The 14,358-nt window shown below is 37.2% G+C and carries 11 protein-coding genes and 1 other annotated feature; of the genes, 5 read left to right on the forward strand and 6 right to left on the reverse strand.

Going from position 1 to position 14,358, the window contains the following annotated elements:
• Positions 1–279: 279 nt before the first annotated feature.
• The 4 genes from ABH902_RS10065 (at position 280) to ABH902_RS10080 (ending at position 5,329) form a co-directional block, all read left to right on the forward strand.
• Positions 280–969 carry a response regulator gene (locus ABH902_RS10065; RefSeq protein WP_404590592.1) on the forward strand — a complete coding sequence of 230 codons (690 nt, stop codon included), beginning with the start codon at positions 280–282 and terminating at the stop codon, positions 967–969.
• Positions 959–2,131, forward strand: a complete 1,173-nt coding sequence (locus ABH902_RS10070; protein ID WP_404590593.1) for a sensor histidine kinase — start codon at positions 959–961, stop codon at positions 2,129–2,131. The genes ABH902_RS10065 and ABH902_RS10070 overlap by 11 nt, the downstream gene beginning before the upstream one ends.
• A gap of 25 nt (positions 2,132–2,156) precedes the next feature.
• Positions 2,157–2,366 (forward strand) — a binding site (T-box leader).
• Between the two features lie 92 nt (positions 2,367–2,458).
• A complete protein-coding gene (serS, locus tag ABH902_RS10075; RefSeq protein ID WP_404590594.1) occupies positions 2,459–3,730 on the forward strand; it encodes a serine--tRNA ligase in 1,272 nt (423 codons plus the stop codon).
• A 111-nt stretch (positions 3,731–3,841) separates the two neighbouring features.
• Positions 3,842–5,329, forward strand: coding sequence for a polysaccharide deacetylase family protein (locus ABH902_RS10080; protein ID WP_404590595.1), 1,488 nt, complete (start codon positions 3,842–3,844; stop codon positions 5,327–5,329).
• A 304-nt stretch (positions 5,330–5,633) separates the two neighbouring features.
• On the opposite strand, the gene guaB is transcribed toward ABH902_RS10080, so the two are convergent.
• The 5 genes from guaB to ABH902_RS10105 all read right to left on the reverse strand — a co-directional run bounded on the left by guaB (position 5,634) and on the right by ABH902_RS10105 (position 11,200).
• Positions 5,634–7,118, reverse strand: a complete 1,485-nt coding sequence (gene guaB, locus ABH902_RS10085) for an IMP dehydrogenase (protein WP_404590596.1) — start codon at positions 7,116–7,118, stop codon at positions 5,634–5,636.
• A 125-nt stretch (positions 7,119–7,243) separates the two neighbouring features.
• A complete protein-coding gene (locus ABH902_RS10090; protein WP_404590597.1) occupies positions 7,244–8,935 on the reverse strand; it encodes a hypothetical protein in 1,692 nt (563 codons plus the stop codon).
• 179 nt (positions 8,936–9,114) lie between these two features.
• Complete coding sequence (locus tag ABH902_RS10095) at positions 9,115–9,798, reverse strand: DUF1129 domain-containing protein (RefSeq protein ID WP_404590598.1); 684 nt, start codon at positions 9,796–9,798, stop codon at positions 9,115–9,117.
• Positions 9,799–9,895: 97 nt separating this feature from the next.
• Positions 9,896–10,996, reverse strand: a complete 1,101-nt coding sequence (gene ychF / locus ABH902_RS10100) for a redox-regulated ATPase YchF (RefSeq protein WP_404590599.1) — start codon at positions 10,994–10,996, stop codon at positions 9,896–9,898.
• A gap of 21 nt (positions 10,997–11,017) precedes the next feature.
• A complete protein-coding gene (locus ABH902_RS10105; RefSeq protein ID WP_271494175.1) occupies positions 11,018–11,200 on the reverse strand; it encodes a DUF951 domain-containing protein in 183 nt (60 codons plus the stop codon).
• 293 nt (positions 11,201–11,493) lie between these two features.
• Between ABH902_RS10105 and ABH902_RS10110 the strand changes: the two genes are divergently transcribed.
• A complete protein-coding gene (locus ABH902_RS10110) occupies positions 11,494–13,017 on the forward strand; it encodes a helix-turn-helix domain-containing protein (protein WP_404590600.1) in 1,524 nt (507 codons plus the stop codon).
• A gap of 39 nt (positions 13,018–13,056) precedes the next feature.
• Here ABH902_RS10110 and ABH902_RS10115 read toward each other — a convergent pair whose 3' ends face one another.
• On the reverse strand, positions 13,057–14,163 hold the full coding sequence (locus ABH902_RS10115) for a tyrosine-type recombinase/integrase (RefSeq protein ID WP_404590601.1): 1,107 nt from the start codon (positions 14,161–14,163) through the stop codon (positions 13,057–13,059).
• Between the last annotated feature and the right edge of the window lie 195 nt (positions 14,164–14,358).

Here is a 14,358-nt window from a genome sequence, read left to right on the forward strand (position 1 = left end):
TCGCCTTGCGACATGTAATAATATACCAAGATTCTTGGCTCAGGTCAATTAAAATTTGCATTTTTTTCGAACTTTTTTTCGTTACCGATTGTTCCCTTCTTTCCATCCATTATTGTTCGGTTTTAGAAGAATTACAGGCGATTTTCGATCTAATTCTTAATTTTTAGTAACGTATTCTAAAATTCCTGTAACTTCTCCTTGTTTTTGTCATTTCTCCGCTTTTTTTGTTAAAATGGTGAAGAGGAATGCTACTATAGAATAATGGAGGAAATAAAGAAGATGAAAATTTTAGTTGCTGATGACGATAAAGAGATCGTTGAACTATTAAGTATTTATATTCATAATGAAGGATATGAAGTAGTAAAAGCTTACGATGGAAAAGAAGCTCTATCTAAAATCAGAACAACCTCTGATATTGATCTACTTATATTAGATATTATGATGCCTGTTATGGACGGCATGCAAGTGGTAAAAGAGCTACGGAAAGAATCTCAGATTCCTATCATTATGTTAACAGCTAAAACCACTGATATGGATAAGATCAAAGGTCTGGTAGCCGGAGCTGATGATTATGTAACCAAACCATTTAACCCCTTAGAGGTAATGGCAAGGGTCAAATCGATCCTACGCCGGAGTCAAATGCAGCTTAAAGCGGATGAGCCGGATATTTTGGAAATCGGTTCATTGGTTATTAACAAAGATTCACATGAGGTTAAAACTGTTGATGGGAAAGAAATTCAATTAACTGCTTTAGAGTTTGGAATTTTGTATCTGTTAGCTAGTCATCCAAATCGTGTATTTAGTGCCGATGAAATTTTTGAGCGTGTATGGCAGCAGGAAAGTATCGTTTCCGCTAAAACAGTAATGGTTCACGTAAGTCACTTGAGAGATAAAATTGAAGAAGCAACCGGTGGAGAAAAAGTCATTCAAACAGTTTGGGGAGTTGGATATAAAATCGATGCTCGTTAGACAAAAAAAGATTGAAAAGCAAAAACGAATCACCTTAACATCCAAGGAAATTAGCGAACTTTTAGCAGAGGGAATTGTCACAATTATTCTTTTGCTTCTATTAAATGTGTCAATAACGGTTCTTTTGACTGGCAGTCAGACATTACAAGGAATCATTTGGGCGACAAAAGGGGCTTTTGCACGTGAATTAAATACAGATTTATTCTGGAGTTGGGGCAAATTTGTTATTCCGCTCTTTTGTGTCATCGATATCGCTGTTTTATATTGGCGCTTAATTCGCCGCTATCGTCAAATGCAGCTACGTCATATTATCAGTGAACTTCACTTTATCGCAGATGGTAATTATGATCACCGCATTCCTTTTGAGCTTAGCGGGGATTTGGCCAAAGTAGTGACTAGTGTGAATGGTTTAGTTGACAGCACAGTTGCTGCTATTGAGGATGAACGTAAGATTGAAAAATCAAAGGATGAACTTATTACCAATGTCAGTCATGATATCCGTACACCGCTAACTTCTATTATAGGTTATTTAGGCTTAATTGAAGATCGGCAATATCACAATGAAGAAGACTTGCTGAAATATACGCATACTGCATATGTAAAAGCGAAACAGATGAAAATTCTCGTTGATGATCTTTTTGAATATACAAAGGTCCGCCAACCATCTGTACCGATCAATGCTATTCATTTTGACATGGCGCAATTAATTGAACAGCTTGCCGCTGATTTTGAATTAGAAGCAAGTAAAAACGAGATGTCCATCCATGTGAATGCCCAGCCGGCTTCTTTAAAAATGGACGGTGATACCGAAAAATTGGTACGTGTCTTTAATAACCTTCTGTCGAATGCGCTAAAATATGGTAAAGGCGGCAAACAGATTGTGATTGATGTAGAAAAGGTTGGAACCGAAGCGGTGATTTCCGTGCGAAACGACGGACCTTCTATTCCTAAAAAATCATTGGATCAATTATTTGATCGTTTTTATCGTGTGGAAGAATCACGCTCTCAAGAAACTGGCGGAACAGGTCTTGGCTTAGCTATCGCTCAAAGTATCGTCGCTTTGCATGGCGGTTATATTTATGCCACCTCGGATAATCAATGGACTTCTTTTATCATTCATTTACCGTTAAAAAGAAATCAATCTGGGCAGAAATCAAGTTGACATTCAAATGAAAGTTTTGTATCCTAAGGACAAGCAAAGAGAAAAAGTATTTATAGCGCTGAATGAAAGAGAGTTTGCGGTGGTGCGAGCAAATATTCAACTATAAAGAAGTCCGTCTCTGATTGATGCATTTGACGAAATAAGTCAAATCGGCCGCAGCCGTTATCTGCAATACAAGGGCAGCGTCAGCTGAACTTGGGTGGTACCGCGAAATTCAAGTCATTTCGTCCCAAGAGATTTTTTCTGGGATGGAGTGGCTTTTTTATTTTATTGCTTCATAAGTTATCTAAAAAAACAGCAGCATTTAAATATTAAGGAGGAGTAATTATGTTAGATGTAAAAATGATTCGTCAAAACTTTGATGATGTACAAGCAAAATTAAAAACCCGAGGCGTCAAAGAAGAGGTTTTAGTGGAGTTTATGCGTTTAGACGAAAGCCGTCGTCAGCTATTAGTGAAAACTGAAGAATTAAAGAAATATCGAAATGATGTGTCTGCTGAAATCGCACAATTAAAACGCAATAAAGAAGACGCCACAGATAAAATCGCTGAAATGAAAGAAGTCGGTGCCAACATCAAAGCTTTAGATACCGAAATTGAAGAAATTGATGGCCAGCTTCAAACCATCGCAACTACTTTGCCTAACTTGCCGCATGCTTCTGTTCCTGTGGGCGCTGGTGAAGAAGAAAATGTTGAAAACCGTCGTTGGAGTACGCCACGTAATTTTGCCTTTGAACCAAAACCACATTGGGAAATTGCGGAAAATCTTGACATCCTTGATTTTGAACGCGGTGCTAAGGTTGCCGGTAGCCGTTTTGTCTATTACAAAGGGTTAGGCGCACGTTTAGAAAGAGCTTTATACAACTTCATGCTTGATCTGCATGTGTATGATCACGGTTATACTGAAATGATTACGCCTTATCTTGTCAACAGCAACTCTATGTTTGGCACGGGACAGTTCCCTAAATTCAAAGAAGATGTCTTCCAAATTGAAGATACAGATTTAACTTTAATTCCAACAGCGGAAGTTCCATTAACCAACTATTATAATAACGAGATTTTAGACGGCAAAGATTTACCCATCTACTTTACTGCATTAAGCCCTTCTTTCCGTTCAGAAGCAGGCAGTGCCGGCCGAGACACGCGTGGATTAATTCGTTTACACCAATTCAATAAAGTAGAAATGGTCAAATTCAGTGATGCAGAGCATTCATATGAAGAATTGGAAAAAATGACTGCCAATGCAGAAGAAATTTTGCAAAAATTAAATCTCCCTTACCGTGTAATGGAATTATCTACTGGTGATATGGGCTTCTCAGCAGCTAAAACCTACGATCTAGAAGTCTGGATTCCTGCCCAAAATATGTATCGTGAAATCAGTTCTTGTTCAAACTGCGAAGATTTCCAAGCTCGCCGTGCCATGATTCGTTACCGCGACGAAAATGATAAAGTTAAATACGCACATACACTAAACGGATCTGGTCTAGCCGTTGGCCGAACAGTCGCAGCAATTTTAGAAAACTACCAAAATGAAGATGGTTCAGTAACTGTTCCTGAAGTTTTAGTCCCTTATATGGGCAATTTAAAATTAATTAAATAAATGAAAAGAATTATCCCTCTAACTCATTTGACTATTGAAAGTACCCATTGTGCGTGTTACATTGGATTTGACTGGAGTAGTTAAAATGAAACAAGTTAGAGGGATTAAATTATGTTTAAACAGAAAAAACAGAAAAACAGTCGTACAGAATATCATCAACGGAAGCTAAGGATTTTTCGAAAAAATAGCCTATGGATTTTTACTATTGCTGTATTAATTTTAATTGGTGGTGGGGTGTATGCTACCAATGCTAGTACGCACGTACCAGAGGAACAAAATGAAAGCGATGAAGCTAGTTCTTTTGAACAGGAAGAGGCATCTTTGTTGAAAACTATCCGCGATGAACAGCATAACACAAGAGTTTCTAGCACTGAACGTATAGCTTCAGACGGAAATATCCAAAAGCTCATGTATGAGCCTACGGCCGATGACTCAATACCTCAACTCGAAGCACTAAAAACTGAATTAGCCGGCATCATGGAGCAAGCTCAAAAAAATTGCGTATCTGACGAACCTGTCAAACTAGTGGGAGAGATTACTCTTAAAAAAGTTAATGAACAGGTGTATGAATATCAGCCGGTCGTTACTGATTATAGCTGGGACCCTGCTAAAAAAGACTGGAACGAAAAGAAACAAGCTGGAAAAAATATCGTGATCAACCAAAAGAGTAAGCAGCCACTTACCTTACAGGATCTTTTTACCGATGAGGCAAATATCTCAGCTGTTCGGCAAATCATCCAACAAAAAATGTTAGATGAAAGTTCTGACGGAAATGCAATTATAGACGGTGTGCTTAATCTGCCTGTACTTTCACTCGATAAAACCACCTTTACTTACTATCCTGATAAAATTACATTTAATTTACCTGAAAATACAGTTGGAAAAAAGGAAATGACTCTTTCCTACAAGGAGATTGCCAGCTATATTAATACTGATTTTATTGCAGCTGATTCTATTAAGGGAGTTTTACCAATCACGATGGATCCCAATAGAAAATATATTTCTCTAACCTTCGATGATGGACCAAATCCTGAAACTACGCCTAAACTCTTGGATATTTTAAAAGAAAAAGGCGTTAAAGCAACATTTTTCATGCTGGGACAAAACGTTGCGAAAAATCAAGACCTAGTCAAACGTGTAAAAGCTGAAGGACATGAGGTTGCTAGCCATTCTTATTCACATCCGCAGCTGACAAACTGCGATCCTGAACAGGTAAAAGAAGAAGTTTATGCTACTGATAAAGCAATCTATCAGGCAATTGGAGAAATTCCTACCGACTTTAGACCCCCTTATGGCGCTGTTAATAAAGAGGTCGCCACGATCATCGGCAAACCAGTTATCCAATGGTCAGTTGATTCTCAAGACTGGAAAAGTAAAAATACAGACGCCATTATCAAGCGAATTGACGACACTGCTTATAATGACACCATTATTTTGATGCATGATATCCATCCAGAAACGGTGGCTGCCGTACCGACCGTCATTGACCATTTACGAGAACAAGGATACACGATTCTACCTTCTAAGCAATTATTGGGAAACAAGGCGCGTCCTTTGCATATGTATTACGGCTCGCAGGATGAGCGGCCGATTCAGTAAAAATAAAAAGAGGGTCAGACAAAACTAAAAACAGTTTTGTCTGGCCCTCTTTTTGCGAATAAATGGTGATCAAAAGTCAGATTCTTCGGCTATTTCATAAAATTCGCCAATGCCAAAAACGCATTCGGCTTCTTTTACTCCAATTGCTCGAACCTTAACGACTTTTGGCTCAACCTTGAATAAACGGTGATCAAAAGTCAGGTTCTTCGGCTATTTCATAAAATCTGCCAATGCCAAAAGCGCATTCGGCTTCTTTTACTCCAACCGCTCGAACCTTAACGACTTTTGGCTCAACCTTTTGTTTCTATTGTTCTACAGAGTAGTTTGGTGCTTCTTTCGTGATTTGAACGTCATGAGGATGAGATTCTTTCAAGCCGTTGCCGCTCATTTGGATAAATTGAGCTTCATCACGCAATTGTTTTAAATCTGCTGCACCCACATAACCCATTCCTGATTTTAGACCGCCGATCATTTGGAAAACAATATCAGCGACGCTGCCTTTATAGGCCACACGTCCTTCAATTCCTTCTGGCACTAATTTGTTCGCTTCGTTCACGCCGCCTTGGAAGTAACGGTCACTTGATCCTTTTTCCATTGCGCCTAATGAACCCATACCGCGGTAAGTTTTAAAGCGGCGACCTTGATAAATTTCAAATTCACCTGGTGATTCATCTGTTCCGGCCAGCATGCTTCCAAGCATTACTGCGTGACCTCCAGCAGCCAGAGCTTTAACAATATCGCCGGAATATTTAATGCCGCCATCAGCTATAATCGCTTTACCGTATTTGCGGGCTACAGAAGCTGCATCATAGATAGCTGTTAACTGCGGTACACCAACACCTGCTACGACGCGAGTTGTACAAATAGAACCAGGACCAATCCCAACTTTGACTACATCGACACCTACATCATAAAGTGCTTTAGCTCCTTCAGCTGTAGCGATATTACCAGCGATCAAGGTTGCTTCAGGGAAAGTATCGCGAATTTCTTTAATTTTACGAATAACACCCGCACTGTGTCCATGAGCTGTATCAATGACAATCGCATCAGCTCCGGCTTGAAGTAAAGCTTCTGCCCGTTCAAAGGTATCACTTGTTACACCGACAGCCGCAGCAACTAGCAAGCGACCATGCTCATCTTTAGCGGCATTTGGAAATTCAATAACTTTCTCAATATCTTTAATTGTGATCAAACCGCTTAAACGATTATTCTCGTCAACGATCGGTAATTTTTCGATTTTATGTCTTTGTAAAATCTTTTCAGCATCTTTTAGAGAAGTACCAACTGGGGCTGTTACTAAATTGTCTTTGGTCATGACTTCTTCGATCTTCATTTGGTAATCCGCAACAAATCGCATATCACGGTTTGTAATAATTCCGACTAATTTACGATTGTCCATTGTTTCAACAATCGGTACACCACTAATTCGGTATTTGCTCATCAGGCTTTCAGCATCAGCTACCAAGTTGGTTGGCGTTAAGAAAAATGGATCAATAATTACGCCGCTTTCTGAACGTTTTACCTTACGAACTTCATCCGCCTGCTGCGCAATGCTCATATTTTTGTGAATAACTCCTAAACCGCCTTGACGTGCCATGGAGATTGCCATTTTACTATCTGTCACAGTATCCATACTTGCACTGATCAGAGGAATATTCAATTTGATATTTTTTGCTAATTGCACACTCATATCTACATCGTTCGGTAAGACATGACTTTCAGCTGGAATTAATAAAACATCATCAAAAGTAAGACCCTTTTTTACAAATTTTGTTTCCCAGTTAGACATTTTTCAGACCACTCCTCTATTTAATTTTATATATGAAAATAACAGATAATAATAGGGAAGTCAACCGGATTTACGGGTTTCCAGTCAATTTCTGCGGCTTTTTTTCAAGATGAGTTTTTTCTCATTTATTTGCCATCGTTTTCGTAGGATAACTCGCGTTTTTTTATTCTCAAGGAATTGCTCTTTACCAGAATAAGTAATAGTAAGACCGTTGCTGAAAATCCTAACGAAGCTTTTTGAACGGTTGTCATTTGGTACGATACGGAAACTTGTCCTTTTCCGGTTAAACGAACACTTACTAATCCGTTTTTCTGATTCATGGACACTGGTTCCGTTCTTTCTTTTCCATCTGTTAGAATTCGAGCCTGATAACCGTAGTAATAAATAAATGGCAATGTCACATTCACTGCTTGATTTTGCTGCGTTTGAAAATCGAATGCAATGGTGTCAAAAGTCATAGCGATATTCGTGACATTTACTTGTTCGTCATCATAGGCTAGTTTACGCTTCTTGTGCTTTAAAATAACAGAATAATCTGTTTCCTCCGGCAGATACTCATGGCCTGCACCGATATAATAGCAGTTTGTATGATTGTATTTTTCGTAAGTCAACAATCGCTTTCTGACAGTGACGACACTTTCTGTTTCATAAATGACTACACCTAAAAGAATAAAGAGAATTAAAATCGGCAATGCCTTAGGAATTTTTTTCAGAAAGCCTAAGGAATCATTGGCAATCAAATAGGTCAGTAGCAAGGTAACTAGTGACAATAAGCGCCAAGGAAACTGGATAGTGTTTAACGGCGTATGATTCAATAATTTCCAAGGGAAATAATCCGTCGTCATATACATAAAAAGTAAAGATAATAGAATCAAATCGCGATTAGCCTCTGTTTTTTTGAATAAAGTCAAGCTATAGGCAACTAGCCCTGTTAATAAAATAATCCCGATATTGGCGGAAGAAGCATGAAAAACACTATTCTTAAAACTATGCGATAACAGCTCGAATAAAGAATAGCTCCGTTCAGAAATCAATGTCAGTGGATTAGAAGTTACCTGAAATGTGGTATGTGCCATTTGTTCCATAATCGGTGCCAAATAAAACAGCAGCAGTCCTACCGTCAGGAACGTCGCTTTGGCTAAGGCCAGCAGCGGCTGCTTTTTGAAAAAGCTCTTCCAATTTAAAAGCATATATAAACCAATAAATAAGCTGATAATTTCCAAAGAAATAAAATGAGCCAGCCCAATACCGCACATGGCTCCAACCAGCAGCAGCCACTTATGCTCTTTCCCATTTTTAAGTAAATACATGCTGGCTAATACCAACGGAAAAAAACTAATGGCCAATAATTCCCCCAGCGCCTGCCGATTGATGAAATCCTGCAGCCGATAAATAGATAAAGTGTACAATAACGAAAACAAGTAGCTTTTCGTCTTGGATAAATCCATATAACGACCGGAAATGTACGTCAAAATAAAGGTTCCAAAATTAATTGCAATCGCAAAAATAATAAAACTAGCTGACAATGACAAACCCAGCAGTCTTAAAAGTGCAGGAAAATAAAGATAAAAATCCGGATAAAAAAGACTGGAGGCATAGCCGTAGCCACCGATAAAATAATAACTAATTTTCGGAAACCAATTACCATGTTGGATTGAAGCAGCTAATCCTTCAATACGATTTTGGTGGAAATGATAGTCATCTCCTATTAATATGTGGCCATTGTGCAAATAAACAATCGCTAATGAAAGAATGCTCAACAGAAAAAAGCTCAAGAAAATCATACTTGAACTATGCTTTTTAATCCATATTTTCACATTCTCACCTCCTTATAAAATAAATAAAACGAGATTTTTCATACTCGTCATTCTCTATGTTATAAGCAGGCAACGATTCTTACAAATAGAAACCCTTCAAATGAGAAAAGTGGCTAAGTATGACTCTAAAAGCCATACTTAGCCACCTTCGAAAATGATTACTAACTGTTTCTTTCTAATTAACGCGCTAAACTACTACGCATATTATATTTTTTCTTTAATAAATGGCGAACACCAATTGCTACACCACCAAGAATAATCACGATAATCGGATCAAATACGGGATTAATCACTGTCGGCAGCATAGAGGTTCCGGCAAATACAACAATCCATAAAAACATGGATGCAACTAAAATTAAGCCTGTTTTTAACCAGCCCGGACGCTTGGATTTGTCCATTCCCGGACGGTCATATTGATAGACATATTTGTACATCAGATAAAATACATAGCCACCAAACATAGATGCCAATACAAGGGTTAGTATACCCATAGGCTGTGTTTTCCCTTTAGACCACAGCATCATAATTGAAAACATGATTGACATGACACCGAAGAGCAATAATGCATTATCCAGCCACATCAAAAATGGTGTAGATTCGGGAAGCTCTTCTGGTTTATTCAAGATAGCTTCAGTACGTGCAGATACCGTTCCAAACAATTGGCGGGCAGTGATTCCACTTTTTTGTCCATCAACCAATTGAGGTAAGATTTCGTGTAAAGCAAGTGTCTGAGCTTCTTCGGAAAGATTTGCTGCAACCAATGATTTTTTCAAATCGAAAATGTATTGTTCATTTCTTTTCGTTAATTTCTGTTCAAGTTCACGATTTTCTGAAACGATCTCTCGAAGTGTTTCTGCTTCCATCTTTTAAGTCCTCCTCGCCCAAGTTTACAGGGCAGTCTTTACCTAAAATGTATTCTATCACATTTTTTAGTGAGAAAAACGATATTTCTTGATTTTTTTATACATTGAAACGGAAAAGCATAACATCGCCATCCTGCACAACATAATCTTTTCCTTCTAAACGGACTTTGCCGGCTTCTTTGGCTGCATGCATATTGCCGTATTTGCTTAAATCCTCAAAAGAAACGGTTTCTGCACGGATAAAGCCTCGTTCGAAATCGGAATGGATGATTCCTGCTGCTTGAGGTGCTTTAATTCCTTTCCGGAACGTCCAAGCACGTACTTCCTGCTCTCCTGCCGTAAAATAAGTTGCTAAGCCCAATAAATCATAAGCTGCCCGAATCAATTGATCTAAGCCAGATTCTTCAATACCAAGCGCTTCTAAAAATTCAGCTTTATCTTCATCGTCTAATTCAGCGATTTCTTCTTCTGCACGTGCGCAGACTACAATAACTTCGGCATTTTCATTTGCAGCAAAAGTCCGGACTTGTTGAACATAAGGGTTATTGTCTACGTCTGCCACTTCATCTTCAGAAACATTTGCTACATATAAGATTGGTTTGGCAGTCAAAAGAAATAAGCTTTTGACGATTTTTTGTTCGTCTTCTGTAAATTCAATCGTCCGTGCTGACAAGCCTTCTTCCAACACCGGTTTTAATTTGTCCAAAACAGCTAATTCAGCGACCGCATCTTTGTCTTTTGTTTTAGCAATCTTAGCTACACGAGTATAACGTTTGTTGATCGAATCCAAATCAGCCAATACCAACTCTAAGTTAATGGTATCAATATCAGCCAGCGGATCAACCCGTCCCTCTACGTGCGTAATGTTATCGTCATCAAAGCAACGGACAACATGACAAATCGCATCTACCTGACGAATATGACTTAAAAACTGATTTCCAAGCCCTTCACCCTTGCTTGCACCTTTTACAATCCCCGCAATATCAGTAAATTCAAAGGTTGTCGGTACTGTTTTTTTTGGTTTTACCAGTTCAGTTAAACGTTGTAGTCGATCATCTGGCACTTCCACCATACCGACGTTAGGATCAATCGTTGCAAACGGATAGTTCGCAGCTTCTGCTCCTGCTTTTGTGATTGCGTTAAAAAGGGTAGATTTCCCAACGTTTGGTAAACCTACGATTCCAGCTGTTAATGCCATTATCTATTCACTCTTTCTTTCTCAGTCTTTTTTTTCTAAAATTTTCTTCATTTTTTTCTCAAAGTCGCGGCGTGACATCATGACGATATGCCCGCAATTCGTACATTTTATCTTTATATCGGCTCCCATACGGATGATTTCCCAGCGATTTGCCTGACAAGCATGGGGCTTTTTCATTTCTACAATATCACCTAGATCGTACATTACAGACAGATCCTTTCTAAAAAACATCATTGTATCATTAATTTGCATATAAGCATACAAAGATACAATACCATTTTTTTGACAATCAGGCAAAAACTATTTTTCAAGTTAGTTTTTTTAAATTTAATAACAAAGAAATGTTTTTATATCTTTTAAATCTAATATATATATCTTTCGATTTTTATCTTGTTTTTCTTTTAATTTTATTAGATAATAATGAAAATAAAAAGAGTAAATCAATTTTAGAATTTTAAAATAATAAATTCTATCATAAATAAACAAGGAGTTGTGGTATGAAAAAACAAGATCTATTAGAGAGACTCGAGGTTTACCAGATTGATTTGTTGGTCTATCTGGTTCATGCTGGAGGAACGGCAACAAAAAGGGAGTTATTAGCACATTTAAATATTAGTGATTACTTTTTTATAAAAATAATAGATAATTTGCAGTTTTTATCAAAAAAAAGCGAGCATCGTTTTTCAATTGAAATAACAAAACAAACGATCACGTTTCATACAAAACCGGATTATTCTTTACATATCTTATATAATGAATTTATTTCAAGCGCTCCGAAATATAAAATTCTAAAAGAATTATTTTTGTCCGGCACCATTAACATCGCTCGTTTATGTGAAAAAATAAACATTAGTCATTCGACCTATTTTAGAAAGATCGGCGAATTAAATCAATTACTGAAAGAATTCGACTTATCTATACAAAACAGCTGTTTAACAGGACCTGAGCTGCAAATACGCTTCTTTTATATTTCACTTTATTCCATCATTGATTTTGATGAATCATTTGATACGTATCATACGGATCCTAGAATACACGAAGCTGTCAATCAGCTTCAGGAAGCATTAGGCCGTCCGCTTTCAACAAATGCAAAGAAGAAGCTCACGGGTTATCTGAGCATTCTTAAAAGAAGATACGCTCAAAAACATATCGCTATTTCAGCCGATCAGGATAGTCTTTTTTACTATGAAACAAACCTGTACAACCAGAAGAGCTTTCTTGCTTCACTAAAAAACACAGAGCTGTTCAAAAAATTTAATGCTATTTTAAAAGAATTTTTGACCTATTATTCTTTCAAATCCTCCAACATAGAAACAATTTGGCTAATTCTTTATATAATCGGCGAAGACCTTGTTCCCGCCCGCTCTTATTTCTTAAAGGAATTGGAGCATATTGAAAAACAGCATGCTTTTCTAATTTTTCAGTTAAAAGAAGAATTTCTGCTTTTTTTGAAAAGATATTATTCAAATACTAATTTAGACAAAATACATAATGCGACATTTCATTATTATTTAAAATCTGTTAGTTATCATCACTTGATATTCAAAGGAGATATTGATACTCAGTGGGTTCCTACTACAAATTCCGAAAAAGAAGCAAACCATGCCACGATTAATATTTTTATTGAAGAGTTGAAACAACAGTATCCACCCGCATTGATTGATACTATTTATAGCGACTCATTAATAAAAAAATATATCAATGCATTACACTTCTATAAAAAATGGATCAACACAAAGATATCTGTAGGTATCTTTCTCGAGGGTGATCTATTAGAAAAGAAGAATTTCACGAATTGGTGGATTAATTATATAAAACTATCTCATTTTGCTCATGCGGAATCATTTAAGCCAGATCGTTCTTATGATCTGATTATTAGTAATGTCAATCAAGCGCAGCTCAAAAACAAAGGCAAGTTTTTCTTTTTCATGAGCGATTATAGTGCGAAAGTAGATATTACAGATCTTGATCGGTTGTTGCAAGAAATTCATACTTCTACGCAATATTCAATGAGTCATTAACGCTTCCCTCTAAACTATCTTCCCCTTAGGTTTATTGGCTTATTGAGCAAATTCAAGCTTTTCCACCAGTTGTCTTTCTTCAGAAAAGAACGAATTCGTATAACAATCCAATGTCATTTTTGTAGATGAATGCCCCAAAAGAGAACTAATGGTTGCAATGTTGCCGCCTGCTTCTAAACAGCGCGTAGCAAAAGTATGCCTTAATGAGTGAAAAGAGAATTTTTCCAGTCCGATTTGCTTGCGGATCATTTGAAAACGGTAAGCAATCGTTCGCGGCTCAAGAGCTTTTCGCTTATTGGAAATAACATATTCACTGACTGAACGTTCTTTCAACTTCAATAACTTCTCTTTCAAAGCGTTAGTGAGTGGGATTTTCCGTTGAGAATTACTGCTCTTAGGTGCTAATTCGATAATTTCAGTTTTTCGTCCGGATTTATCCTGCGTTTGAACACGTAAAACGGTTCGATTTACCCAAAGTATATTGTTTTCAAAATCAATATCTTCCCATTTCAACCCGCAAATCTCGCCAATCCGCAGCCCAGTTTGCAAAGCCAGCATAATTGAAAAGAACTTTTGGTTTGTATTGACTGCTTTCACGAGTCTTTCCTGATCTGTTACGGATAACGCCTGTACTGTTTTTCTCTTCGCTTTAGGCAATTCAAGTCTAAGGCAAGGGTTTTCTTTTACTAAATTTAGCAGCATTGCTTTGTTTAAGCAGCTTTTCAAAACAGAAAAAATAGATCTAACAGAACTGGCTTTCAATGTTTGATTCATTTTTTGCAGCAATCCTTCGATATCCGATTCTTTTAATTTTTGTAATTTAATTGCACCGATAATCGGTAGTACATGCACAGTTAATTTATTTTTATAGCTGGCATAGGTACTGCCTTTAACTTTTGGATAGATGATTGTATCAAGCCAATAATTCGCCCAATTCGCTAGACTGCCATCATAAGCCAACAAATTTTTACTCGTATTCACTTGTCTTTCATACTTCATTAAAATCAGCTGATGCTTAACTTCTGAATATTTATACCCGTAAATATACCCATAATGAATTTTCCCGTTTTCCCGTCTACCTTTTATGTATCGACCTTCCCAGCGTCCATCTTTCCGTTTATAAATATTTTCTCCTCGTTTTGCCATGTATAGGATCCTTTCTATAATTAAATTGAAGTAATCTAATACTGATGAATGGTATTTTTAAAAAACTATGTACAATTATTCTGTATATGTAGTAGGTCTGGACTTCTTAAATAAGTATGACTTAGTTTTTTTGGGGCATACTTTCAAAAATTTGTGGGAAAAACTAAAAATTTGAAAGTGAGTGAACGTTTTAAT

The sequence above is a fragment of the Enterococcus sp. UD-01 genome (assembly GCF_044909655.1).
Taxonomy (GTDB): Bacteria; Bacillota; Bacilli; order Lactobacillales; family Enterococcaceae; genus Enterococcus_L.

Coding starts and splice junctions, on each gene's coding strand:
- ABH902_RS10065 (WP_404590592.1), top strand. CDS start 280: ATGAAAATTTTAGTTGCTGATGACGATAAAGAGATCGTTGAACTATTA.
- ABH902_RS10070 (WP_404590593.1), top strand. CDS start 959: ATGCTCGTTAGACAAAAAAAGATTGAAAAGCAAAAACGAATCACCTTA.
- serS (WP_404590594.1), top strand. CDS start 2,459: ATGTTAGATGTAAAAATGATTCGTCAAAACTTTGATGATGTACAAGCA.
- ABH902_RS10080 (WP_404590595.1), top strand. CDS start 3,842: ATGTTTAAACAGAAAAAACAGAAAAACAGTCGTACAGAATATCATCAA.
- guaB (WP_404590596.1), bottom strand. CDS start 7,118: ATGTCTAACTGGGAAACAAAATTTGTAAAAAAGGGTCTTACTTTTGAT.
- ABH902_RS10095 (WP_404590598.1), bottom strand. CDS start 9,798: ATGGAAGCAGAAACACTTCGAGAGATCGTTTCAGAAAATCGTGAACTT.
- ychF (WP_404590599.1), bottom strand. CDS start 10,996: ATGGCATTAACAGCTGGAATCGTAGGTTTACCAAACGTTGGGAAATCT.
- ABH902_RS10105 (WP_271494175.1), bottom strand. CDS start 11,200: ATGTACGATCTAGGTGATATTGTAGAAATGAAAAAGCCCCATGCTTGT.
- ABH902_RS10110 (WP_404590600.1), top strand. CDS start 11,494: ATGAAAAAACAAGATCTATTAGAGAGACTCGAGGTTTACCAGATTGAT.
- ABH902_RS10115 (WP_404590601.1), bottom strand. CDS start 14,163: ATGGCAAAACGAGGAGAAAATATTTATAAACGGAAAGATGGACGCTGG.